General features: G+C 73.9%; 21 protein-coding genes and 2 pseudogenes. 6 read left to right on the forward strand and 17 right to left on the reverse strand.

Annotated elements, in window-relative coordinates; translation table 11 throughout:
• Nucleotides 1-109: 109 nt before the first annotated feature.
• Complete coding sequence (locus tag E4P43_RS09500; RefSeq protein ID WP_245159043.1) at nt 110-2,173, reverse strand: DEAD/DEAH box helicase; 2,064 nt, start codon at nt 2,171-2,173, stop codon at nt 110-112.
• An 809-nt stretch (nt 2,174-2,982) separates the two neighbouring features.
• Here E4P43_RS09500 and E4P43_RS20825 point away from each other — a divergent pair.
• Entirely contained in the window at nt 2,983-3,213 is a 231-nt protein-coding gene (locus tag E4P43_RS20825) for a helix-turn-helix domain-containing protein (protein ID WP_135145231.1), read from the forward strand.
• Nucleotides 3,214-3,290: 77 nt separating this feature from the next.
• Here E4P43_RS20825 and E4P43_RS09510 read toward each other — a convergent pair whose 3' ends face one another.
• The 8 genes and pseudogenes from E4P43_RS09510 to E4P43_RS20830 all read right to left on the reverse strand — a co-directional run.
• Nucleotides 3,291-5,069 carry a tannase/feruloyl esterase family alpha/beta hydrolase gene (locus tag E4P43_RS09510; protein WP_135145207.1) on the reverse strand — a complete coding sequence of 593 codons (1,779 nt, stop codon included), beginning with the start codon at nt 5,067-5,069 and terminating at the stop codon, nt 3,291-3,293.
• Nucleotides 5,070-5,131: 62 nt separating this feature from the next.
• Nucleotides 5,132-5,938 (reverse strand): ABC transporter ATP-binding protein, encoded by an 807-nt coding sequence (locus tag E4P43_RS09515; protein WP_135145208.1) that lies wholly within the window; start codon nt 5,936-5,938, stop codon nt 5,132-5,134.
• Between the two features lie 27 nt (nt 5,939-5,965).
• Nucleotides 5,966-6,739, reverse strand: coding sequence for an ABC transporter permease (locus E4P43_RS09520; RefSeq protein ID WP_135145209.1), 774 nt, complete (start codon nt 6,737-6,739; stop codon nt 5,966-5,968).
• The gene (locus E4P43_RS20195) at nt 6,736-7,350 is read right to left on the reverse strand and encodes an ABC transporter permease subunit (protein WP_209313816.1); all 615 of its coding nucleotides are present in this window, start codon (nt 7,348-7,350) and stop codon (nt 6,736-6,738) included. Before E4P43_RS20195 ends, E4P43_RS09520 begins: the two co-directional genes overlap by 4 nt.
• A gap of 414 nt (nt 7,351-7,764) precedes the next feature.
• Nucleotides 7,765-8,751 (reverse strand): ABC transporter substrate-binding protein, encoded by a 987-nt coding sequence (locus tag E4P43_RS09530; RefSeq protein ID WP_135145210.1) that lies wholly within the window; start codon nt 8,749-8,751, stop codon nt 7,765-7,767.
• Nucleotides 8,752-8,966: 215 nt separating this feature from the next.
• Nucleotides 8,967-9,833 (reverse strand): amidohydrolase family protein, encoded by an 867-nt coding sequence (locus tag E4P43_RS09535; protein WP_135145232.1) that lies wholly within the window; start codon nt 9,831-9,833, stop codon nt 8,967-8,969.
• 17 nt (nt 9,834-9,850) lie between these two features.
• Nucleotides 9,851-10,177, reverse strand: coding sequence for a hypothetical protein (locus E4P43_RS20500; RefSeq protein WP_245159048.1), 327 nt, complete (start codon nt 10,175-10,177; stop codon nt 9,851-9,853).
• 126 nt (nt 10,178-10,303) lie between these two features.
• Nucleotides 10,304-10,582, reverse strand: a pseudogene (locus E4P43_RS20830) (AMP-binding protein); the annotation flags it as partial.
• 73 nt (nt 10,583-10,655) lie between these two features.
• On the opposite strand from E4P43_RS20830, the gene E4P43_RS20835 reads away from it, so the two are divergent.
• Complete coding sequence (locus E4P43_RS20835; protein ID WP_280790954.1) at nt 10,656-11,435, forward strand: hypothetical protein; 780 nt, start codon at nt 10,656-10,658, stop codon at nt 11,433-11,435.
• Here E4P43_RS20835 and E4P43_RS09545 read toward each other — a convergent pair.
• From E4P43_RS09545 to E4P43_RS09555, 3 genes are read right to left on the reverse strand one after another with little or no spacing between them, the layout of a single operon-like run.
• Nucleotides 11,410-12,342 (reverse strand): 3-hydroxyacyl-CoA dehydrogenase NAD-binding domain-containing protein, encoded by a 933-nt coding sequence (locus tag E4P43_RS09545; protein WP_245159045.1) that lies wholly within the window; start codon nt 12,340-12,342, stop codon nt 11,410-11,412. The genes E4P43_RS20835 and E4P43_RS09545 overlap by 26 nt on opposite strands.
• Nucleotides 12,339-14,315, reverse strand: coding sequence for an acetoacetate--CoA ligase (locus tag E4P43_RS09550; RefSeq protein WP_135145211.1), 1,977 nt, complete (start codon nt 14,313-14,315; stop codon nt 12,339-12,341). Before E4P43_RS09550 ends, E4P43_RS09545 begins: the two co-directional genes overlap by 4 nt.
• On the reverse strand, nt 14,312-15,112 hold the full coding sequence (locus tag E4P43_RS09555) for a crotonase/enoyl-CoA hydratase family protein (RefSeq protein ID WP_167759137.1): 801 nt from the start codon (nt 15,110-15,112) through the stop codon (nt 14,312-14,314). Before E4P43_RS09555 ends, E4P43_RS09550 begins: the two co-directional genes overlap by 4 nt.
• A 117-nt stretch (nt 15,113-15,229) precedes the next feature.
• On the opposite strand from E4P43_RS09555, the gene E4P43_RS09560 reads away from it, so the two are divergent.
• Both E4P43_RS09560 and E4P43_RS09565 read left to right on the forward strand, forming a co-directional pair.
• Nucleotides 15,230-15,697 carry a MarR family transcriptional regulator gene (locus E4P43_RS09560; protein ID WP_209313811.1) on the forward strand — a complete coding sequence of 156 codons (468 nt, stop codon included), beginning with the start codon at nt 15,230-15,232 and terminating at the stop codon, nt 15,695-15,697.
• Between the two features lie 91 nt (nt 15,698-15,788).
• Nucleotides 15,789-17,225, forward strand: a complete 1,437-nt coding sequence (locus E4P43_RS09565; protein ID WP_135145213.1) for a sugar porter family MFS transporter — start codon at nt 15,789-15,791, stop codon at nt 17,223-17,225.
• Nucleotides 17,226-17,285: 60 nt separating this feature from the next.
• On the opposite strand, the gene E4P43_RS09570 is transcribed toward E4P43_RS09565, so the two are convergent.
• Complete coding sequence (locus E4P43_RS09570) at nt 17,286-17,651, reverse strand: VOC family protein (protein ID WP_245159046.1); 366 nt, start codon at nt 17,649-17,651, stop codon at nt 17,286-17,288.
• Between the two features lie 66 nt (nt 17,652-17,717).
• Between E4P43_RS09570 and E4P43_RS09575 the strand changes: the two genes are divergently transcribed.
• On the forward strand, nt 17,718-18,167 hold the full coding sequence (locus tag E4P43_RS09575) for a MarR family transcriptional regulator (protein ID WP_135145215.1): 450 nt from the start codon (nt 17,718-17,720) through the stop codon (nt 18,165-18,167).
• A 63-nt stretch (nt 18,168-18,230) separates the two neighbouring features.
• Entirely contained in the window at nt 18,231-19,202 is a 972-nt protein-coding gene (locus E4P43_RS09580) for an NADPH:quinone oxidoreductase family protein (RefSeq protein WP_135145216.1), read from the forward strand.
• 109 nt (nt 19,203-19,311) lie between these two features.
• Here E4P43_RS09580 and E4P43_RS09585 read toward each other — a convergent pair whose 3' ends face one another.
• From E4P43_RS09585 to E4P43_RS09600, 4 genes and pseudogenes are all read right to left on the reverse strand, one after another.
• Nucleotides 19,312-20,268 carry a VWA domain-containing protein gene (locus E4P43_RS09585; RefSeq protein WP_135145217.1) on the reverse strand — a complete coding sequence of 319 codons (957 nt, stop codon included), beginning with the start codon at nt 20,266-20,268 and terminating at the stop codon, nt 19,312-19,314.
• Nucleotides 20,265-21,293 carry a DUF58 domain-containing protein gene (locus tag E4P43_RS09590; protein WP_135145218.1) on the reverse strand — a complete coding sequence of 343 codons (1,029 nt, stop codon included), beginning with the start codon at nt 21,291-21,293 and terminating at the stop codon, nt 20,265-20,267. The genes E4P43_RS09585 and E4P43_RS09590 overlap by 4 nt, the downstream gene beginning before the upstream one ends.
• A 296-nt stretch (nt 21,294-21,589) precedes the next feature.
• A pseudogene (locus E4P43_RS09595) lies at nt 21,590-22,501 on the reverse strand (AAA family ATPase); the annotation flags it as partial.
• A 450-nt stretch (nt 22,502-22,951) separates the two neighbouring features.
• Nucleotides 22,952-23,446: C40 family peptidase (locus E4P43_RS09600; RefSeq protein ID WP_135145220.1), on the reverse strand; the 495-nt coding region annotated here is incomplete at its 5' end.

A 23,446-nucleotide genomic window follows, 5' to 3' on the forward strand; every position in this document is an offset into this window, starting at 1 on the left:
GGCCGGCGTTAACAACCGTCGACCGCCGTTTCGGCCGCGTGACGGCGACCGCACGACGCCCCAGGCGCCCCGTGAGGGCTCCTGGGGGCTCCTGGGGCGGTCGCCGGGGTCAGGCGGAGAGCGCGTCGGTGAGCAGTGCGACCAGCGCCTCGAGCTGCACGTCGGTCGAGGACTGCACCTCCTCGTCGGAGCCGTCCAGCGCCCGAGCAGCCAGCCCGGCCTTGCTGTCGATCAGCTCCGCGATCCGGGAGTCCAGCGTCTGCGCGGCGATGATCCGCCACGCGGTGACCGGCTCGGTCTGCCCGATGCGGTGGCTCCGGTCGATGGCCTGCGTCTGCTCCGCGTCGGTCCAGGAGAGCTCGGCGAGCACGATGTTGCTGGCCACCTGCAGGTTCAGGCCGACGCCGGCCGCGGTGAGCGAGCAGACGGCGACTGCGACCCCGGGGTCCTTCACGAACGCGTCGATGTGCTTCTGCCGCGCCGTCGGCGTCTGGTCCCCGCGGATCGAGGAGTAGCGGATGCCGAGCTTGTCCAGCGTCTCCTCGGCGGTGTCCATGACGTCGACGTGCTTGGCGAAGAACACCACCTTGCCGGCGCTGCGGGCCAGCTGGGCGGCGTAGTCGGCGGCCAGCCTGGCCTTGGCCTGGCCGATCCGCCGCATCATGCTGAACACGTTCTCGCCGGTGGCCTTGGTCGTCGTGTCCTTCAGCTCCCAGCCGGCGACCTTGCGGACCAGGTCGTGGTCGATGCCCTCGACGACGGTCGCGGACTCGCGGGCCGCGATGGCGCTCTCGTAGCGCTTGACCAGCCGGCGGGCGAGTTCCTGCTCGGCGGCCCGGATCGAGCGGCCGGCCTTGTCGTCGAGCTCCACGGGGAGGTCGGCGATGCGGCGGGCGGGGATGTCGGCAGCGACGTCGACCTTGCGGCGGCGGACGATGCCGAGGTCGATCACGCACGAGCGCGCCGCCGGGTAGAAGCCGGGGTCGGCCGGCGTCAGGCCGGTCTCCTCCAGGCACTCCATCAGCCGGCCCAGCGGCTTCTCGTCGTCGATCCAGCCGAGGAACTGCCAGATCGCGCGGAAGTCCTCGATGTCGTTGATCAGCGGGGTGCCGGTCAGCGCCATCAGCAGCGGGCTCGAGGTGCGCGACCGGATGCGGTCGGACAGCTCCAGGACGTGCTGCGAACGCTGCGAGGTCTTGTTCTTGATGAAGTGGGCCTCGTCGACGACCATGCCGCGGAAGCCGAAGTCGCCGATCCAGCCGACGTGGCGGTCGAGCACCTCGTAGTTGACGACGACGATGTCGGCGAAGGCGTCGATCGTCTCGCCGTTGCCCTGGATGACGGTGGCCGGGCGGTGCGGCACCCAGCGGGCGGCCTCGCGGGCCCAGTTGGTCTTGACCACGTTGGGGACGACGACGAGCAGCGGGTAGGCCTGCGCCGCCTCTGCCGCCAGCAGCGACTGCGCCGTCTTGCCCAGGCCCGGCTCGTCGGCGAGCAGGAAGGTCCGGTGCCCCTGGGCGGCGGCCGCGACCACCTGGCCCTGGTGCGGCATCAGCTCCAGGCCGGCGGGGGTGAACTGCGAGCTGGGGAAGGGCAGCGCCATGCACGCCGGCGCTCCCCCGCCCGCCCGCTCGAAGGAGTTGAGCAGCGGGGTGAGCAGCTCCCAGCCGTAGAGCCGGCGGGGGCGGGCTGCGGCCGGCCGGGCGGCGGAGAAGTCGGGGGCGAGGAAGGGGTTGGCCAGCTGCCGGGAGATGACCGACTGCGGCACGACCTTGCGCTCGGGCGCCACGGGTGCCGCCTCCACCTCGGGAGCGGGCGGCGGGACCTCCTCGGGGGTCTCGATGCCGCCGGCGGCCAGCATCTCCCGCTTGAGCGCGCGCGCGGCGTCGGAGGCGACGGCGTCGTCGGCGAGGAGGGCCAGCAGGCCGGACTCCCGCACGGCGGTGGTGGCGAGGATGGTCGCGATGCCGTCGAGCCGCTTGAGCTGCTCGCCCCGGCGGGCGTCGCCCAGCGAGTCGTCGGCCTGCACCCGGGCGCGCTCCTCGCGCAACACCAGCGCGATGGCCTGGAACTCCGCGCGCACGGTCGGCGTGACGCGACCGCGCTTGACGGCCGCCTCGACCTCGCGGACCGCGCGGGCGAGCACGGCGATGACGTCAGCGCCCTCGCGCACGCGCCGCTGACGCTGGTTGCTGCGCGGGGGGTTGCGCCGCGCGCCCGTCGAACGACGAGCCGGTCCTGCCACGTACTCCTCCTCTGGGCGCCCGGGCCGAGCGCCACGACAAGCTGCCGCGGGAGCCGCCCGCCGGCCGGGGCCGAGGGGCGGGGTTCCCGCGTGGCTGCTGCGCCGAGGCCCACGGATCAGTGGGCGATCGACGCCGCCGGGAGGACGTCTCCGCGGTGGGCCGACAGCCGCCGGGATCACCGGGGGCACCCACGCGAGATCAGGAGTCGTCGCCGGACGTGCGGCCCTGCTGGGCCTATGCCGTCCCCACAGTAGCGCGAACCGCCCGGCTGCACCCCCGGAGCCGATCTTGGCGACCCCCGAGGGCGTGGGGCCGGCCGGGGACGGCACGGCGGACGGAGGGGCCCGCGCCGGCGGTCCGGGCCACCGGCGGCCCCGCCCGTCCCACGCACCGCCTGTCACCACCCGCTTCGCAGCGGTCGCGTCGGGCGCACGGGCAACATATGACGAAGGGGAACGGTCCGTCTCGTCCGTCTCGACCTGACACCCAGCGCACTCGGCTGCTTACTGTGGGTACCAGCACGGGGGGCGCACTTCGTAGCCGCAGTCAGCGGCTGACGCGTTCCCGAACGCCATCGAGAGGAACGAACGTGTCTCTTCCCCAGCGCTCCACCGCCGCCACCCTGGCCCGCCCGGTGGCCTACGGCCAGCGCCCCGCGCCCCGGCCCGCCATGCACTCCGGCTACCCCGCCGCCCGCGTCGCGCCGACCGGCGCCCGCCCGCAGCAGGCCCCCCCGATGGCCCAGCGCCCCGTGGCCCAGCGCCCGGCCGCCGAGCGCCCCGCCCCGCGCGCCGTCAGCTTCCTCACCGTGGCCGAGGTCGCCGCGATCATGCGGGTCTCGAAGATGACCGTCTACCGCCTGGTCCACGGCGGCGAGCTCTCCGCCGTGCGCGTCGGCCGCTCCTTCCGCGTGCCGGAGACCGCCGTCCGCGAGTACCTCTCCGAGGCGCGCACCGACGTCGCCTGACGGCCGGCGTCCCCCCGGGGACGCCGAGGGGCCCGCCGGACGAACCGACGAGCCCCCCGGCCGAGCGTGCGAGCGGGTCAGCCCCGGCCGCCGCCGTGGCCCGCCCCCGGCACCGAGGCGACCTTCCCGCTGCTCTTCTTGCAGTCGAAGCTCGCAGCGTCCTCGACGTCGCCCCGCTTGTAGGTCGCCACCAGCGGGAACGGGCACAGCGGCCGGCTCCGGTCGGCCGCCCAGGTCGCCGGCACCTCCGGGTTGGCCCCACCGGGGTTCCCCGCACCCCGTGCGGTGGCGACGATGCGGTCCGGGGCCTTGCCCCGCTCGACCCAGTCGACGACCGCGCCGAGACCGTCGAACTGGTCGGTGGCCGGTCCGCCGGAGACGTGGCCCATGCCCGGCACCTCGAAGTACCGGACGAAGTCCCCCGCCTTCCCGCGGTAGGCGCGGTCGAGCTCTTCGTACCAGCGTGCGGTGTCCTTCGCGGAGAAGACCGCGTCGGAGACCCCGTGGGCGACGACCATCTTCGCGCCCCGCGTGCGCAGCGTGTCCAGGTTCGTCGGGTTCGGCGGCGTCATGAACGACATGCCGCTCTCCCGGTACGTCCCGTCCGTGGCGAACAGCTTCCCGTACTGGGTGTCCACGTCGTAGCTCAGCGCGTAGTTCCGAGGACCACCCACCGTGGCCGGGTCCGTCGGCGGGGTCGAGAAGATGAGCCCGACGGCACCCGGGTCCAGGAGCACGGACAGCTGGAACTTCCACGTGGCCCAGCCGGGCGAGGTGAGACCCGGGTCGAAGTAGAACGGGCTGTACAGCTCGGCGCCGGCGCTGTTGCGGGCACCGGCGAAGACCCGCTCGACGACCTCCTTCTGGGCAGCCGTGAGGCAGGTCGCCTCAGGACCGGCGGCACAGGTCGGCACCGCCTCGTCGAGGTCGAAGGCCCGCGCGCAGCCCTCGGCGTCCTGCACCATCCCGTCCGCGAGCCGGTCGAGGCCGTCGCAGCTGCGCAGGATCGCGTCGGCGACGAGCTGCCGCTGCTCCTTCGGGAAGGCGGTCTCGAGGTTCGGGCCCGTCGCCACGGTGGCCCACTGCTGGGCGCCCCACATCTGCGCCACCGCCGCCTTGGGCAGGTTGAACCCGGGAGCGACGGCGAGGAAGCCGTCGTACTGGTCGGCGTACCGGGCGGCGGCCACCATGGTGTGCCGACCGCCGTTGGAGCCGCCCGCGAAGTAGGAGCGGTCCGGGCCGCGCCCGTAGGCGGCGGCGATGAGCTTCTTGGCCATCGGCGTCAGGGTGCCGACCGCCTGGTAGCCGTAGTCGAGCCGGGCCTGCGGGTCGCGTCCGAAGTCGGGGGTCGGCGTGCCGTGCCCGGCGTCCGAGCTCAGCACGGCGAAGCCCATCTGCAGCCCGCTGCGGAGCTGGCCGCCGGTGACGTTGCCGTACGCCGGGACGACGGTCCCGTCGACCCCGCCGTTGGCCTGGTAGAGGTAGCGGCCGGCCCAGTCGCGCGGCAGCCGCATCTCGAAGCCGATGGCGTAGCTCTTGCCGTCGACGGGGCTGACCCGCCGGTTCATCTCGCCCCGCACCTGGCAGTGCTCCCCGACGGGCGCGCCGGCGTTGGTGACCGTGCCGGCCGGGACCAGCGCGGCGGAGGTGATCGTCGTCCTCGCGTAGCTGAAGCCGACCAGCGACGCGCACTCGAGCAGCGTGCCGGGCCGCGCGGGCGCGAGGTGCCCCTTGCCCGCGGCGGAGGAGTGCGACGGCGGCGCGGCCGCCGCGGAGGTCGCCGCGGCGGTGACGCCCGTCGCGGTGATGAGCGTGGCGGCGGTGACCGCCAGCACCCGGTGGAAACGCCTGGTCATGGTGCCCCTTCCAGCTGTCGGGTGACGCCTGAGGACCGGCGTCCGTGGGGTGGTGCCGGCCGCTAGCTCGCGACCGGGTGTGCGCCGGACGCAGGCTCGCCGGCGGGCTCCTTCGGCCGGTGGATCTGTGAGTAGACCTGCGCGCGCAGCTCGGCGAAGCGGGGCGAGGACCGGGTGGTGAGCTGGTCCCGCGCGTCCGGCAGGTCGATGGCCAGGTCCTGCCGGACGACGGTCGGCGAGCTGGACAGGATGAGCACCCGCTGCCCGAGGTAGACCGCCTCGTCGATGTCGTGGGTGACGAACAGCGTCGTCACCTGGAACCGGTGCCAGATGTCGCGGATGAGGTCCTCCAGGTCCGCGCGGGTCTGTGCGTCCACCGCGGCGAACGGCTCGTCCATCAGCAGCACCTGCGGCTCGTAGGCGACGGCGCGGGCGATCGCCACGCGCTGCTGCATGCCCCCGGAGAGCTGCCACGGGTAGGCGCCGTGGGCCTCGGCGAGGCCGACCGCGGCCAGCGACTCGTCGATCAGCTCCGTGCGCCGCGCCGCGGGCAGCTTCTTCTGCTTGAGCGGGAGCTCGACGTTCTCCCGCACGGTCATCCAGGGGAACAGGCTGCGCCCGTACTCCTGGAACACCACGGCCATGCCCGGGGGCGGCCCGTCGACCCTCTTGCCCTCGACGAGCACCTCACCGGCGGTCGGCTGCAGCAGCCCGGACATGATCTTGAGCAGGGTCGTCTTCCCCGAGCCCGAGGGGCCGACGATGCACACCAGCTCGCCGGAGCCGACCGAGAAGGTCAGGTCCCGCACGGCCTCGACCGTGCGCCCCTTCCCCTCGTAGATCTTCTGGATGCCGCGGACGTCGAGCATGTGGAACCTTCCGGAGGGCGGACGAGGTCAGTTCGAGCGCTGCGCGCGGCGCAGGCCGTGGTACCAGGCGAGCTGGCGGTTCTCGACGATGCGGAACAGCAGCGCCAGCAGGAAGCCGAGCAGCCCGAGCATCAACATCCCGGCCCAGGTCTCGGGGACGGCGAAGCTGCGCTGCGCCTGGACGACGGCGAAGCCGAGCCCGTTGTCCGCGGCGAACAGCTCGCTGATGACCATGAGGATGATCGCGACGGACAGCCCCTGCCGGAGGCCGGCGAAGATCTGCGGGCTGGCGCTGGGCAGCACGAGGTGCCGCAGCCGGGGCCAGCCGCTCAGGCCGTAGACCCGCCCGGTGTCGCTGAGGACGGAGTCGACGGCGCGGACGCCCTCGACGGTGTTGAGCAGGATCGGCCACATGCAGCCGAAGGCGATGACGAGGATCTTCATGCCGTCGCCGAGGCCGAAGAACAGGATGAAGATCGGCACCAGCACCGGCGGCGGGATGGCGCGGAAGAACTCCAGCACCGGCTCCAGCAGACCGCGGGCGATCCGCGAGGTCCCGATGAGCACGCCCAGGGCCACCGCGACGACGATCGCCACGGCGTAGCCCGCGGCGAGGCGGTAGAGGCTCGGCCACACGTCCTCGGTCAGGCGGGGGCCGAACCACTCCTCCCGCAGGCTCTCGAGGATCCGCGACAGCGGTGGGAAGAAGAAGTCGGTGCTGTTCGCGCTGAGGAACCACCAGGACACGAGCAGCACGACCGGGAGGCCCAGGACGTACCCGGTGCGGCGCAGGACGCTCATGCCGGCAGCTCCCCTCGCTGGGACGGGTGCCAGGACAGCGCCCGCCGCTCGACGGCACGGAACACGACGTTGACCAGCACGCCGAGGATCCCGGTGACGACGACCAGTGCGTAGGTCGTCGGGTAGGCGGCGCTGCTCTGGGCGGCGGCGATGGACTTCCCCAGCCCGGGGTTGCCGATGACCAGCTCGGAGGTGACGGCGAGGATCAAAGCCACCGCCGCGGCCAGCCGCAGCCCGGTCATCACGTACGGCAGCGCGGTCGGCCAGGTGAGGTACCGGACCCGCGCCCACCGGCCCAGGCCGTAGGCCCGCGCGGTGTCCTGCGCCACGGGGTCGACGTCCTGCACGCCGTAGAGCACCTGGACGAGGACCTGCCAGAACGACGCGTAGACGACCAGGAGCAGCTTGCTCTCCAGCTGCGAGCCGTAGAGCAGCACGGCGATCGGGATCAGCGCCACCGAGGGGATCGGCCGGAGGAACTCGATCGTGGAGGCCGTGGCCTCGCGGGCGAACCGGGAGCTCCCGATGAGGATGCCGAGGACGATGCCGGCGGCCGCGGCGATCGCCAGCCCCAGCGCCCAGCCTGCAGGGTGTCCCCGACCGCCGTCCAGAAGGTCGGCTGCGTCACCAGGTCGGCCAGCGCCGAGCCGATCTCCGAGGACGCCGGGAAGTACTCGCGGGGCAGGACGCCGACGCGCGGCAGGACCTCCACCAGCAGCACCAGGGCGGCCAGGCCGACCAGCCCCAGCACCACCTGCGGCACGCCGCGCCGGCGCCGGGGCCGGGGGCTCCCGGCGATCCCGGAGGCCGGGGCGCTCGGGCCGCCCGCGGAGGACACCACCGCCGGGGACCCGGTCACGGACGGACCGCCACGACGTCGGCGTGCGGCGCGCCCGCGGTGGCGCGGGCGGGGAACGGCAGGGGGGCGGCCGTCGGCGCCGGCATCCGTCTCATGGTCTTCCCTCTGGTCGATGCATGACATGTGCCCGGACGTCGGTGCCGCTCGCGCTGCCCCCCTGCCGCCGTCACTCCTCCGGCAGCAGCCCGTCGACGTCGGCGTCCTCCTCGAGGAGGCCGTACTCCTTCATGAGCCCGCCCAGCTCCTCGAGCTGCTCGCGACGGAGGTCGGTGCCGAACTCCTCGAGGGTCACGTTCTCCGCGGCCTCCGGGGGCAGCTGCGGCAGCACCGTCTTGATCTGCGCCTTGACCGCGTCGGGGTTCGCGTCGGCGAACTCCAGGGTCTCCTCGAGCGCCGCGGTCATGTCCTCCACGAGCTGCGGGTCGGACTGCAGCAGCTGGGCGGAGGTGAAGAACAGCTGGGTCGGGTGCCCCGGCACCGAGTCCTTGCTCGCGTAGGTCACCACGGTGTTGCCCGCGGCCTGCAGGCTGCCCAGGAAGGGCTCGGGCACCCAGACGGCGTCGACGTTGCCCTGGCCCAGGGCCGCCGGCATGTCCGGGAAGGGCAGCTCGACGAACTGCACGGCGTCGGGGTCCCCGCCGTCCTTCTCGACCGCCGCGCGGATCGTGAGGTCGCCCATCCCGTTCAGGGTGTTGATGGCGACGCGCTTGCCCGCGAGGTCGGCGGCGGACTCGATGCCCGAGCCGGCCTGGGCGACCACGCCGTTGATGTCCGTGTCGCCCTCGGAGAGCGCGGACGTCCAGTGCGACACGACGCGGACGTCGAGGCCCTTCTCCTTGGCCTGGAGCAGCGAGACCGGGTTGCTGGTGGCGAAGTCGATCTGGCCGGCCATGACGCCGGGGATCAGCGCGGCGCCACCCTGCCCGGTCTCCACCGTCACCTCGATCCCGCGGTCCTCGAAGAAGCCCTCCTCGATCCCGGCGTACAGGGCCGCGGTCGGGAGGATCGGGAGCGCCCCGACGGTGACCTGGCGGACCTCGCCCTCGGCCGAGCCGCCACCGGAGCCCCCGCCGGAGCCGCCCTCGTCGCCTCCCCCGCAGGCTGCGAGGGCCAGCATCGAGACGGCGAGGACCGGGACCAGTCTGCGCACCATGGGGGGCTCCGTTCGGTGGGTCGGGTGGGTTTCCGCCGCTGCGCGCCCGGGGGCGGCGCCGACGTCCCCGCGGCGCCTGGCCGCAGGATCCTGATAGTCAGGATTCCTGACGATTGTGGTGACGCGGCGCACACTCTGTCAATAGGCTGCGGAGCGGTCTCGGAGGTCGCTGCGCAGGCGCCCTCCAGATGGCGCGGGAGGCGGTGCGGGGGCGGTCAGCCGAGGCCGAGGACGCCGATCGCGTTGTCCTTGAGGATGCCCGGGAGGACCTCCTCCTTGAGGCCGAGACCGCGGAAGTCCTCGATCCAGCGCTCGGGCGCGATGAGCGGGTAGTCGCTGCCGAAGAGCACCTTCCGGCGGAGCATGCCGCCGGCCGCCCTGACCAGCTCCGGGGGGAAGTACTTCGGGGACCAGCCCGACAGGGCGATGAAGACGTTGGCCTTGTGCGTCGCCATCGAGATGGCCTCGGCCTGCCACGGCACCGACGGGTGGGCCAGGACCACCGTGAGGCCCGGGAAGTCGGCCGCGACGTCGTCGAGCAGGAGGGGGTTGGAGTACTTCAGCTTGATCCCCCGCCCGCCCGGCAGCCCCGCGCCGATGCCGTTCTGGCCGGTGTGGAACAGGGCGGGGACGCCGAGCTCCTCCAGCGCGGCCCACAGGGGGCGGAAGGCCTCGTCGTCGGGCGAGAACGCCTGCAGGCTGGGGTGGAACTTGAACCCGCGCACGCCGTGCTCCTTCACCAGCCGCCGGGCCTGGTCGACCGCCGCGGCACCCCGGTGGGGGTCCACGGAGCCGAACGGGATCAGCACGTCGGCGTGCTCGGCGGCCTGCGCGGCGATCTCCTCGCTGGACAGCGCCGGGTGCCCGGTCGCGGTGGCGGCGTCCACGGTGAACACCACCGCGGCCATGCCGGCCGCCCGGTAGCGCTCGGCCAGGTCGGCCACCGTCGGCGTCCGGTTGTCCGAGGAGCGGAAGTACGCCGCCGAGGCGTCCATGAGCTCCTGGTCGAGGGAGAGGCAGCCGTGGTCGTCCTGCTCGACGTGCACGTGCATGTCGATCGCGCGCACCGCAGCCGTGTCGATGCGGGGGACGTAGCGGGTCATGAGTCGGCCTCCTGCCGGGGGGTGGAACCGTGCAGCTCACGGACGCGCGCCTTCACGAGCTTGCCCGAGGCGTTGTGCGGCAGCTGGTCGGTGAGGACGACGCTGCGCGGGTGCTTGTAGCGGGCCAGCCGGCCCTCCAGGTGGGCCAGCAGCTCGTCGGCGGTCAGCGAGTGCCCGGGACGGGTCACGACCACCGCCCGGCCGACCTCGCCCCACTTCTCGTCGGGCACGCCGATGACCGCGCACTCGGCGACGGCCGGGTGGGTGTAGATCGCGTCCTCGACCTCGACCGGGTACACGTTCTCGCCGCCGGAGATGTACATGTCCTTGAGCCGGCCGACGATGGAGAGGTAGCCCTCCTCGTCGGCGACGGCGAGGTCCCCGGTGCGCAGCCACCCGCCGTCGAGCAGCGCCTCCGCGGTGGACTGCGGGTCGCGCCAGTACCCGGGGGTGACGTTCGGCCCCTGCACCAGCACCTCCCCCGGCTCGCCGGCGGGCGCCGGGTCGAGGGCCGGGGTCACCACGCGCACGTCGCTGAAGAAGCAGGACGTCCCGGCCGAGCCGAGCTTGCGCAGCCCGTCCTCCGCCCGGAGCATCGTCGCGCCCGGCGAGGACTCGGTCAGGCCGTAGCCCTGGATGATCATCAGCCCGCGGTCGACCCAGGTGCGGAGCAGGCTCTCCGGGATCGGCGCACCCCCGCTGAGCGCGCTGCGCAGCGAGGTGAGGTCCGCGGGTCGCCCAGCGGCTGCTCTGGGACAGCGCCAGGTACATCGACGTGACGCCGAAGAGCAGCGTGACCCGGTGCTGCTCGACCAGGTCGAGCGCCCGGTCGGGGTCGAAGCGGGCCTCGACCAGCGCGGTGCCGCCCTTGAGCAGGGTCGGGAACAGCACCTGGTTCAGGGCGGCCGTGTGGAACAGCGGCGCGGTCACCAGGGCGATCTCGTCGTTGCGGACGTCGACGTCGACGAGCAGGTTGAAGACGTTCCACACGATGTTGCCGTGGGTGAGCTGCACGCCCTTGGGGCGCCCGCTGGTGCCCGACGTGTACTGGATCATGAACAGCTCGTCGTGGCCGACGGGCAGGTCCAGCGGGGTCGTGTCGTCCGACAGCACCGCGTCCAGCCCCCGGCCGGCGTCGGACTCGACGGGCAGCTCCGCCAGGCCGAGCGCGCGCACGTCGGGCGAGCCGACGACGGCCTCGAAGCCCGCGTCCCATACCAGGAGCCGGGGCTCGCTGTCGGCGAGGATCCACGCCGTCTCCGCCGGGGCCAGGCGGGTGTTCAGCGGCAGGAAGACCGCCCCGAGCTTGGCCGTGGCGAACATGGTGACGACGAGCTCGACGGAGTTCAGCCCGAGGAAGGCCACCCGCTCCCCGCGCTGGATCCCGCGGTCGCGCAGCGCGTGCGCCAGCCGGGTGGCCCGCTCCTCGAGCTGCGCGTAGGTCGTGGGGACGCCGTCCTGGACGTAGGCCGCCTTGTGCGGGGTCATCCGGGCGCGGCGGGCCGGCCACGAGCCCAGTCCCTGGTCCTGCATGCCGTCTCCTCGTCCGTCCGCGTCAGTCCAGCCCGAGGGCTGCCTTGAGGGCCGTCAGCTCGCGCAGGGCGCGGTCGCGGCGGGCCATGACGTCGGCCTCGGGCCGCCCCTCGAACTCGGCGCGGACGCCCTCGACGAGGGTGTCCACCAGCTCGGGCGTCAGCTCCGGGGCACCGAGGTCGTGCCACCACTCGACCATCGGCGGGCCCAGGTGCTCCAGCACGTGGGCCATCCCGCCGGGCCCGCCCGAGAGGTGCTGGGTGGCGAACGGTCCCAGGAGCGCCCAGCGCAGCCCGGGGCCGTTGGCGATGGCGACGTCGATGTCCTCGACGGTCACCACCCCCTGCTCGACCAGGTGGCAGGCCTCGCGCCACAGCGCCGCCTGCAGCCGGTTGACCACGTGGCCGGGCAGCTCGCGGCGCAGGTGGATGGGGCGCTTGCCCCAGTGCCGCAGGGTGGCGACGGTCGCCTGCACCGCGGCGTCCGAGGTCTGCTCGCCGCCCACCACCTCGACCAGCGGCACCAGGTGCGGCGGGTTGAAGGGGTGGGCGACCAGGACCCGCTCGGGATGCCGCGCGCAGGCGCTCTGGAAGGAGCTGGGCAGCAGCCCCGACGAGCTGCTGGCCAGGACGACGTCCGCGCGGGCGGCGTCGTCGAGCGCGGCGAAGATGGCCTGCTTGACGTCGAGCCGCTCCGGGCCGCCCTCCAGCACGAGGTCGGCAGCGGCGGCGGCCTCCCGCGCGTCGGTGGTGAAGGTCAGCAGCGACTGGTCCAGCGGCAGGTCGAGCTCGGTCAGCCGGTCGGCGACGGTGCGGCGGAGCGCGTCCTCCGCGCCGTCGGCCGGGTCGGTGGCGACGACCCGCAGGCCGCGGCCGAGCGCGAGCGCCGTCCAGCTCGCGCCGATGGAGCCGGCTCCCACGACCGCGACCGTGCGGACGTCCTCGCCGGCGATCACCGCCGGCTCCCGCGGGTGCGCCCGAGCTCGACCAGGGCGTCGAGCGAGGTGGTCACGGCCAGCGCGTCCCGGCTCGCGACGTCCTCCAGGCGCGCGCCCTGCAGGATGCGCTTGGCCGGCAGCTCCAGCTTCTTGCCGGTGAGGTTGCGCGGGATGACCGGGAGCTCGACCACGTCGTCGGGGACGTGCCGCGGCGAGAGCGCGGTGCGCAGGGCGGTCGCGATGGTCCGCCGAAGCTCGTCGTCGAGGGTCGCGCCCGGGTCGAGGGTGACGAAGAGGAGCAGCTCCCCGTTGCCGCCCTCGGGGTCCTCCAGGTGGACGACGAGGCTGTCGGCGACGCCGTCCAGCTCCTCGACGACCCGGTAGAACTCCGCGGTACCCAGCCGGACGCCCCCGCGGTTGAGGGTGGCGTCGGACCGGCCGGTGACGTGGCAGCTGCCGTTCTCGTTGAACACGATCCAGTCCCCGTGCCGCCAGACCCCGGGGTAGCGGTCGAAGTACGTCCCGCGCAGCCGGCTGCCGTCGGGGTCGCCCCAGAAGGACACCGGCATCGACGGCATCGGCGAGGTGATGACCAGCTCGCCCAGCTCCCCCACCACCTCGGCGCCGGACTCGTCGAAGGCGTGCGCGTCGACCGCGAGGGACCGGCCGGAGATCTCCCCCGCCCACACCGGGAGCAGCGGGTTGTTCTGCACGATGCCGGAGCAGACGTCCGTGCCACCGCTGCCGACGTTGAGCTGCACGCCGGGCCCGAGCTGCTCGGCGACCCAGGCGTAGCCCTCCGGGGGGAGCGGGGCGCCGGCCGAGCCGACGACGCGGACGGCCAGGTCGTGGTCGCGGCCCAGGTCCAGGCCGGCCTTGCGGCACGCCATCACGAACCCGGGGCTGGCACCCATGATGGTCGCGCGGGTCTCGGCCGCCAGCCGCCACTGCCAGGCGACGTCGGGGTGCACCGGGTTGCCGTCGACCATCACGATCGACGAGCGGACCAGCAGCGAGCTGACCAGCGCGTTCCACATCATCCACGCGGTCGTGGAGAACCAGAGCATCCGGTCGGCCGGCCCCATGTCCCACGACAGCGCGTGGTTCTTGAGGTGCTCCAGCAGGATCCCGCCGTGCCCGTGCACGATCGCCTTGGGCTGGCCGGTGGTGCCCGACGAGAACAGCACGAACAGCGGGTGGTCGAACGGCACCTGCTCGAAGGCCGGCCGGCCGCCGGGCGCGGCGGCCAGCAGCCCGGGCCAGGACAGCGCGTCGTCCACCACCCAGGGGCCGTACCGGATGTCGACGACGGCGCGCACCGTCGGCAGGCCGGCCCGGATCTCGGCCACCTGCGGGCGGCGGTCGACGTCCTTGTCGCCGTAGCGGTAGCCGCCCGCGACCAGGAGCACGACCGGGTCCAGCTGGGCGAACCGGTCCACGACGCTGCGCACCCCGAACTCGGTGGCGCAGCTGGCCCAGATGGCGCCGATGCTGGCCGTGGCGAGGAAGGCGACCAGTGCCTCCGGCGCGTTGGGGAGGTAGCCCACCACCCGGTCGCCGCGGCGGACCCCGAGGTCCAGCAGCACGGCGCGGGCGCGGGCCACCTGGTCCCGGAGGTCACCGAAGGTCAGGTCGACGTCGGGGCGGGTCTGCGACCGGCCGAGCACCGCGACCCGGTCGGCGTCGTCCTCCCCGCCGAGCGCGTGCTCCGCGTAGTTGAGCCGGGCGCCGGGGAACCAGCGGGCGCCGGGCATCCGCCGCTCCTCCAGCACCGTCGTGTACGGCGCCGAGGCGGTGACGCCGAAGAACTCCCAGACGGCGGACCAGAAGCCCTCGAGGTCGGCGACCGACCAGCGCCACAGCTCGTCGTGGGTGGTCAGGTGCAGGCCCCGGTGGTCGGCGAGCCAGTGGATGAACGCGCCCACCCGGGAGGTCTCCAGGACGTCGGCCGGCGGCTCCCAGACGACGTCGCCGTGCCGCACCCCGCTCATCGGGTGACCTTGGCGGCCCGGCCGTCCAGGAAGTCGCGCATCCGGCCCTTGGCGTCGTCGGTGCCCTGGGCGATCGCGGCCATCAGCGACTCCATGAGGAAGCCGTCGCGCGGGTTCGCCTCGGCGATCCTGGGCAGCGCCTGCAGCACGGCGAAGGTCGTCTGGGGGGCGACGCCGGCCACCTTGTCGGCGAGCTCCAGCGCGGTCTCCAGGCCCGCACCCTCCGGCACGACGTACTGGGACAGCCCCACCGCCGCGCCGTCCTCGGCGCCGTAGCGGCGGCCCGTGAGCATCATGTCGGTCATCCGCGAGACGCCGATGAGCTTCGGCACGCGCACCGAGGCGCCGCCCCCGACGAAGATCCCCCGCTGGCCCTCCGGCAGGGCGTAGAACGTCGAGGTCTCGGCGACCCGGATGTGGGCGGCGCTGGCGAGCTCGAGCCCGCCGCCGACCACCGCGCCCTTGAGGACGGCGATGACGGGGACGGTGCCGTTCTCGACGACGTCGAAGACCCGGTGCCACATCTGCGAGTGCGCGACACCGGAGAGGGTGTCGCGCTCGGTCATCTCGGCGAGGTCGAGGCCGGCGCAGAAGTGGTCCCCGTCGGCGTCGATGACGACCACGCGGACGGCCGGGCCCAGGGTCTGGAAGAACCGCTCGATGCCCAGCACCGTGGAGTCGTTCAGCGCGTTGCGCTTGGCGGCGCGGGCCAGGGTCAGCACCGCGACGGGGCCTGCCGTCCTGACCCGGAGGGTGTCGGGGAGATCCCCGGCGGTGGTGCCTGCTCCATGGATCACGACGACTCCTCGACACCGCAGAACTATCAAGAATCCTGATGGTCACACGTCGGCCGGATCTCCGCAAGCATGTCGGGCGGGCCGACCCCCGGACCCGTCCCCTGCTTGTATGTCGGGGTGACAGAGCGACCGTCGGGCCCCCCCGCTCCCCCGCTGCTGCTCTACGTCGTGAAGCAGCTGGAGCTGGCCACGCGCGCCCAGCTCGACGCGCTGCTGCGGCCCTCGGGGATCACGGCGCTGCAGTACACCGCGCTCTCGGTCCTCGTCCGCCGCCCGGCGATGTCCTCGGCCGACCTGGCCCGGGCATCGTTCGTCAGCGCCCAGTCCACCTCGGACCTCGTGGGCGCGCTGGAGCGCCGCGGGATGATCGAGCGGCAGGTCGACCCGGACAGCCGCCGCCGGATGCTCATCCGGCTGACCGCGGAGGGGCGGGCGTTCCTGGCTGAGTACGACCCGCTGGTCGCCCAGCTCGAGGAGCGGATGCTCCAGGAGCTCGACCGCGGGCAGCGCGACGCGCTGCGCGGCTACCTCAACTCCTGCCGCCGGTCCCTGGCGTCCACCGAGCCCCTCGCCCGCCCCTCCTGAGCACCCGCTGCCCCCGCGCCACGTCCTGCGCCCCGCCGCCGTCGGCCATACGGTGGCGAGCGCCGCAGCCGCACGCCGATAGGGGCTCCTGATTTCCGCGTCCGAGGACCGACCCGCGACCCGGTCCGGCACGGCGGCGGCGCGTGACGACGGCGGAGGCCTCACCAGCGCCGTCGTCGTCGTGGCCCTGGTCTCGGCCATCTCCGGTCTGCTCTACGGCTACGACACCGGGATCATCTCCGGCGCCCTGCTGCAGATCACCGACGAGTTCGGCATCGGCAGCGGGTGGGAGCAGGTGATCGCCGCGTCCATCCTGGCCGGTGCGGTGGTCGGCGCCCTCGTCTGCAGCCGGCTCAGCGAGCGCCTCGGCCGGCGGACGACGCTGCTGGTCGTCGCCGCGGTGTTCGTCGTCGGCTCGCTGGCGGCCTCGCTCGCGCCGAACCCGCTGACGCTGTCGTTGGCCCGCATCGTGCTCGGCTTCGCCGTCGGCGGCGCCACCCAGACCGCTCCGGTCTACGTCGCCGAGCTGGCCCCGACGAGGTACCGCGGGCGCCTGGTGCTCTTCTTCCAGGTCGCCATCGGCGTCGGCATCCTCATCGCCACCATCGTCGGCGCCACCGAGAGCGTGGACTGGCGGGTGGCGATCGGCGCGGCCGTGGTGCCCAGCGCGCTGATGCTCGGGCTGATGCTCCGCCTGCCCGACAGCCCGCGCTGGCTGGTCAAGGCCGGACACCGGGACCAGGCGCGGGAGGCGCTCCAGCGCGTGCGCCCGCCGGGCACGGACGTCTCCGGCGAGCTGCACGAGATCGACGAGCTGGTCGAGGCCGAGCGCACCGCCAGCACCCGGGGCTGGCGGGGGCTGCGTGAGCCGTGGGTGCGGCCGGCGCTCGTCGTCGGCTGCGGCCTGGCGGTCTTCACCCAGCTCTCGGGCATCGAGATGATCGTCTACTACTCACCGACGATCCTCACCGACAACGGCTTCTCCGACAGCGCGGCGCTGCGCGTGCCGGTCGCCCTCGGCGCGACGTACCTGGTCACCCAGCTCATCGGGCTGGCGATCATCGACCGCGTCGGCCGGCGGCGGCTCACCCTGCTGACCCTGCCGGGCGCCGCGCTGGCCCTGGTCGTGCTGGGCACCTTCTTCGTCACCGGCAACGACGGCCAGGCGCAGGTCCCGTACATCATCGCGACCCTGGTCGCGTTCATGGCCTTCACCGCCGGCGGCATCCAGCTGATGGGCTGGCTCACCGGCTCGGAGATCTACCCGCTGGCCACCCGCGAGGCCGGCGCCGCGGCGCAGTCGGCGTCGCTGTGGGGCACGAACCTGCTCATCACCCTGACGCTGCTGAGCATCATCGACACGATCGGCACCGGGCAGACGTTCTGGCTGTACGCCGCGTTCAACATCGCCGGGTTCGTCTTCCTCTACCGGCGCATGCCCGAGCTCACCGGGCGGAGCCTGGAGCAGGTCGAGCACGAGCTCTCCGCGGGCCGCTTCACCCCGGCCGACTTCGCGCGCGCCCGCTAGGACGCGGCCACCGCCCTGCGCTGACGGCCGGGCGGTTCCGCACGACACCACAGCGCGCTCTCAGCCGCGGTCGTGGACGGTGATGGCGTAGCCCTCGGGGTCCACGAAGGTGAAGGTGCGGCCGAAGGGGCTGTCCGCCGGCGGCGCGAGCACGGTCACGCCTGCAACCACCAGCTCGTCGTGAAGGACCTGCGCGTCACCGGCGGCGAACCAGAGCGCCACCCCCACGCCCGGCCGGGGCTGGGCCGCCGCCAGGTCGGTGCCGGGTAGCGGCGACCTCACGGCGAAGGGGATCGGCTCGGTGGCGAACACGACGGCGCCCGGCGGAGCCGTCGGCGCTCGGCGCAGGCCCAGCCGCTCCTCGTAGAACCTGGCGGCGGCCTCGACGTCCTGCACCTGCAGAGCGATGAAGTCCGGTCCGGTCACGGTCACTGCTCCTCCTGGGGGTTATGTCAGGGTCCTGACATAACCACCGTATGTCAGGATACTGACATGCGGCAAGTAGGGGATCTGAGCGCCTCGGTCGGTTACGCGATGAAGGAGGCGGCCTCGGCGCTGCGCAGCGCGATGGACGACGCGCTCAGGCCGCTGGACCTGTCGGTGTCGCAGTACTCCTCGCTGGAGGTGCTGGGCCAGCGGCCCGGGATCTCCGCCGCCGAGCTGGCCCGGCGCACCTTCGTCACACGGCAGTCGATGCACGGGGTGCTGACGGGGCTGGCCGCCCGGGGCCTGCTCACCCGGCCGGACGCGGCGCCGCAAGGTCGCGCGCTGCCCACCGAGCTCACCGCAGCAGGACGGGACCTGCTGCGCCAGGCCAGCCGAGCCGTCGCGGAGGTGGAGAGCAGGATGGTCGAAGGGCTGTCCGCGGAGGACCTGCGCCGGCTGCACGGAGACCTCGTCCGCTGCGCCGAGACGTTGCGGGGCGGGACGACGACCGGCTGAGCGCTGGGTTCCAGCCGTCGCCCCGGCGATCCCTCGGAACCGGGTGCCCCTAGCCTGGCCCGCATGCGTGCTGTGCAGATCACCCGCTTCGGCGGGCCGGAGGTCCTGGACGTCGTCGACATCCCGGAGCCGGAGGCGGGACCGGGCCAGAAGCTCTACGACGTCTCCGCGGCCGGGATCAACTTCGCCGACACCCACCAGATCGAGAACAGCTACCTCGCCGAGCAGAAGCTCCCGCTCGTGCCGGGCGCGGAGTTCGTCGGCACCCCGGTCGGTGGCGGCCAGCGCGTCGTCGGCCTGCTCGACGGCGGCGGCTACGCCGAGAAGGTCGTCGCGCACGACTTCCTCACCTGGGCGGTGCCGGACGGCGTGACCGACGAGCAGGCGCTCGCCGTCGTCCTCCAGGGCTCGACCGCCTGGCACCTGCTGCGCACCAGCGCCCACCTGGCCGAGGGCGAGACCGTCGTCGTCATCGCCGGCGCGGGCGGCGTCGGCTCGCTGGCCGTGCAGCTGGCGCGCCGCTGGGGCGCCGGCCGGGTCATCGCCACCGCCTCCTCCCCCGAGAAGCGGCAGCTCGCCGAGCAGCTCGGTGCGCACGCCACCGTCGACCCGGCCCTGGCCGACGAGGACCCGAAGGCGTTCACCTCCGCGCTGCGCGAGGCCAACGGCGGCAAGCCGGTCGACATCGTGCTGGAGATGACCGGCGGCAACGTCTTCGCGGGCTCGCTCAGCGCGCTGGCCCCGTTCGGCCGGCTGGTCGCCTACGGCATGGCCGCGCGCCAGGAGACCCGCGCGGTCCCCCCGGGCATGCTCATGCAGAAGAGCCGCGCGGTCATCGGGTTCTGGCTGGCGCACTGCATGGCCCGCCCGCAGATGATGGACGCCGCCATGACCGACCTGCTGGCCATGGTCGACGCCGGCCGGCTGGAGCCGGTCGTCGGCGGCCGCTACCCGCTCACGAAGGTCGCCGAGGCGCACCAGGACCTGCTGGCCCGCCGCACCACCGGCAAGCTCGTCCTCGACCCGAGCAGGTAGCGGGCTCGGCGGGCCGTCGCTGGACCGGGTCAACCCTCGCCGCCGGACGTCCAGCCGCGCCACGGCGCGGCTGGACGTCAGCTCGCGCGGTCCGAGCCCGGCCCGGTCCTCACACCAGGCGGTTGGTCCAGAACAGGCTGAGGACCGCGCCGACCAGGATGACCAGCACACCGGCCCGTACGAACCACGGGCTGATGTCCTTGGGCTCGGTCGTGTAGCCGATCTGGCTGCCAAGGTCGCTGTAGACCTGCTCGAGCTCGGCCGCGCTGGCCGCCTCGCTGAAGCTGCCACCGGTCTCGTCGGCGATCTGCTCCAGCGCGGCCCGGTCGACCGGCACCGCCACGTTCTCGCCCTCGATCTCGAGGGTGCCGTAGTCGGTGCCGAAGGCGATCGTGGAGACCGGCACCCCGGCGGCGCGGGCCGCGTCGATGGCCTGCGTGTTCGCGCGTCCGACGGTGTTCGAGCCGTCGGACAGGAGCACGATCCGCGCCGGTGGCAGCTCCTCCCCCGAGCTCTCCAGCTGCGCCTGGAAGTTCTCGATCGCCGCGAGCGAGGTGAACACCGCCTCGCCGATCGCCGTCGCCTCGGCCAGGTCGAGGTTCTCGATGGCCACGGCGACCTGGCCGCGGTCGGTCGTCGGCGGCACGACCGTCGTCGCCGTCCCGGCGAAGGAGACCAGGCCGAGGTTGATCCGCTCGGGCAGCACGTCGACGAAATCCGTCGCCGCCCGCTTCATCACCGCGAACCGGGTCGGCTCGACGTCCTTGGCCTCCATCGAGAGGGAGACGTCGACGGCCATGACCACCGTCGCCTTCTCGCGCGGCACCCGCACCTCGGTGCTGGGCACCGCGAGCGACACCACCAGGGTCGCCAGGCCGGCCGCCACGATGCCGAAGGCGAGGTGCCGCTTCCAGCCCGGGCGCTTGGGCACGAGCGTGCCGAGCAGCGCGACGTTGGTGAACCGCGCGGCGTAAGCCTTCCGGCGCAGCTGCATCAGCACGTAGACGGCGACGAGCGCGGCGACCACCAGCAGCGCCAGCAGCCACCACGGGGACTGGAAGGTCATCGGGAGGCCCCTCCGTTTCCGGCACGCCGGCGTTCGGCGACGAATCGGACGACGTCCATGAGCCAGTCACGGTCGGTCCGCAGCTGCAGGTGCCCCGCCCCGGCCCGCCGGAGCGCCGCCGCGACCCGCTCGCGCTGGGCGGCCGCCCCCTCGGCGTAGCGGGCGCGGAACTCGGGGTTGCCCGTGGGCACCTCGAGGGTCTGGCCGGTCTCCGGGTCGACGACGGTCAGCAGGCCGACGTCGGGCAGCTCCAGCTCCCGCGGGTCCACGACCTCGACCGCCAGCAGGTCGTGCCGGGTGCCGAGGCCGCGCAGCGGCCGCTCCCAGTCGCTGTCCCCGAGGAAGTCGGAGATCACCACGACCAGGCCGCGGCGCCGCTGCGGTCGGCGCAGGGTCTCCAGCGCCTGGGCGAGGTCACCTCGGCGGCCGCTCGCCGCGCGGGGTGTGGCCACGACCGAGCGCAGCAGACGCTCGGCGGCCAGTCGGCCGGGGCGGGCCGGGTAGCGGTCCACCCGCTCCCCCGTGGTCACCACCGCGCCCAGCCGGTTGCCGCCGTGCACGGTCAGGTGGCCCACGGCGGCCAGCCCGGCGATGGCCAGGTCGCGCTTCTGGCAGTTGGCCGTGCCGAAGTCCAGGCTCGCCGACAGGTCGACGACGGCCCAGGTCTCCAGCTCACGGTCGGCGATGGTCTCCCGCACGTGCGGCACCTGGGTGCGCGCGGTGACCGGCCAGTCCATCCGGCGGACGTCGTCGCCCGGGTGGTAGGTGCGGGCGTCGCCCGCCTCGCTCCCCGACCCGGGCACCAGGCCCAGGTGGTCGCCCTGCAGCAGCCCGTCCAGCCGCCGCCGCACGGTGAGCTCCAGGCGGCGCAGCAGCACGTCTGCCGGGCCGTCGGTGAACCGCGGCGGAGCACCGTCGCTGCCCTCGGTCGCGGCACCCGACCCGGGCGTCGCGGGGTGCAGCAGCAGCCCCGGGTGGGCGGGCGCGTCCGGGAGCGCCTCCTCCCGGCGACGGCGACCGATCACGCCGACTGCGGCCCGGGTGAGGAGCCGTTGCCGTTGCCCTGCTGGCCGGCGGCCGTGCTGCCACCCGGGCCGGGCACGCCGTTGCCCTGCGGGCCGGGCCCGTAGCCGGGGGGCGGGCCGGGCTGGTGCTGGCCGCCCTGGGGCTGGCCGGGCTGCTGCGGGGGCCACGACGCGCCGTTCGGCATGCCCTGCGGCGGGCCGTAGAACGGCGGGGGCACCGAGGGGCCGCCCGGGGCGCCGGGGCCGCCGCCGGTGGCCTGCTGCCGTGGCGCCACCTGGGGCAGCGGCACGGTCTGCACGATCCGCTTCACGATGTGGTCCGCGGGCACGCCGTCGGCCAGCGCGTCGTAGGAGAGCACGAGCCGGTGCCGCAGCACGTCGGCGGTGACGTCGAGGACGTCCTGCGGGAGGACGTAGTCACGGCCGCGGACCAGCGCCAGCGCGCGGGCGGCGGCGATCAGGCCGAGGGAGGCACGCGGGCTGGCGCCGTAGGAGACCCAGTTCGCGACGTCGTCCATCCCGTGCTCGCGCGGAGCGCGGGTGGCCACGACGAGCCGCACGACGTAGTCCACCAGCGCGTGGTGCACGAACACCTGCGACGCGGTCCTCTGCAGCCGCCGGAGCTCGTCGGGGTCCAGCACGGTCTCGGCCACCGGCGGCTGGGAGCCCATCCGGTAGATGATCTCCCGCTCCTCCTCGGCGCTCGGGTAGTCGACGAGCACCTTCATGAGGAAACGGTCGCGCTGGGCCTCGGGCAGCGGGTAGACGCCCTCGGACTCGATGGGGTTCTGGGTGGCGAGGACCAGGAACGGGTCGGGCAGCGGGTAGGTGACGCCGCCGATGGACACCTGCCGCTCGGCCATGACCTCCAGCAGCGCCGACTGCACCTTGGCCGGCGCGCGGTTGATCTCGTCGGTGAGGACGAAGTTGGCGAAGACCGGGCCGAGCTCGGTGTCGAAGGCGTCCTGGCCGGCCTTGTAGATGCGGGTGCCGATGATGTCGGCCGGCACCAGGTCGGGGGTGAACTGCAGGCGGGCGAACTTGCCGCCCACGACCGTCGCCAGCGTCTCCACCGCGAGGGTCTTGGCCACACCGGGGACGCCCTCGAGGAGGACGTGGCCGCGGGCCAGCAGCGCGACGAGCATCCGCTCGACGAGGCGGTCCTGCCCGACGATGACGCGCTTGATCTCGAAGAGCACCCGCTCCAGCCGGGCCGCGTCGGTCGACGGCGGCGTCGGGGCGGGAGCGCTGCCGACCGGGGTACCGGCGGTCACGCGAGGTCCCCGGCGGGGGTCGACGTCGACGTTCCCGACGGTGCGGTGCTGAACGGCTCGCGCGCGGACTCGCTCACGGGGCTCCCTGGTCGTCCCGGGCCGCGGCCGCCCGGGCACGGGAAGGCCGTCGACAGGGCGGTCTCGTCCCGGCCCCTCGCCCAGTGTCCTACACCATCGGGGACCGGCGCTCCGCTGCCGCGGGACGAGTCGCCGGCTAGGCACGACGAGCCGAGCAGGTCCACAGCCGCGGTGCCGTACCCCTGCCCCGAGGGCACAGGTGCTGCTAGCCTTTCGTGTGCGTCGGGCAGCTCCCCCCGTGGCTGCCCGACGCCTTTTCCCGAGCCCCGCCCCGTGCCCGCAGGCACTGGACGGGGCTCGCGCCGTTCAGGCGGTGGGGCGGACGGCGCCGACGTAGCCGCGCCACCACATCGGCGACACCTTCACCACGTCACCGCTCTGCGGCGCCTGCACGACGCGGCTGCCACCGAGGTAGATGGCCACGTGCGTGATCGACGCCGGGTTGCGCGGGTCGGTGCCCCAGAACACGAGGTCGCCCGGGCGCAGGTCGTCGTCGGCCACCTTGGGCATCGAGGCGTACTGCGCGCGGCTGTTGCGCGGCAGCGAGATGCCCGCCTGCGCGTAGGCGTACTGGGTCAGGCCGCTGCAGTCGAAGCCGACGGTGCCCAGGTCGGGGTCCTGGCCGGGGCCCGGGCCGCGCTTGCCGCCGCCGCCCCAGGCGTAGGGGGTGCCGAGGTAGCGCATGGCCGCGTCGATGGCGCGCTGCGCCTGCGACGCGTCACCGCCACCGGTGCTGGGCGGCGGGGTGACCGGCGCCGGGGCCGGTGCCGGGGCCGGTGCCGGGGCCGGAGCGGGGAGATC

The sequence above is a fragment of the Blastococcus sp. TF02A-35 genome, from assembly GCF_004571075.1.
GTDB lineage: Bacteria > Actinomycetota > Actinomycetes > Mycobacteriales > Geodermatophilaceae > Blastococcus.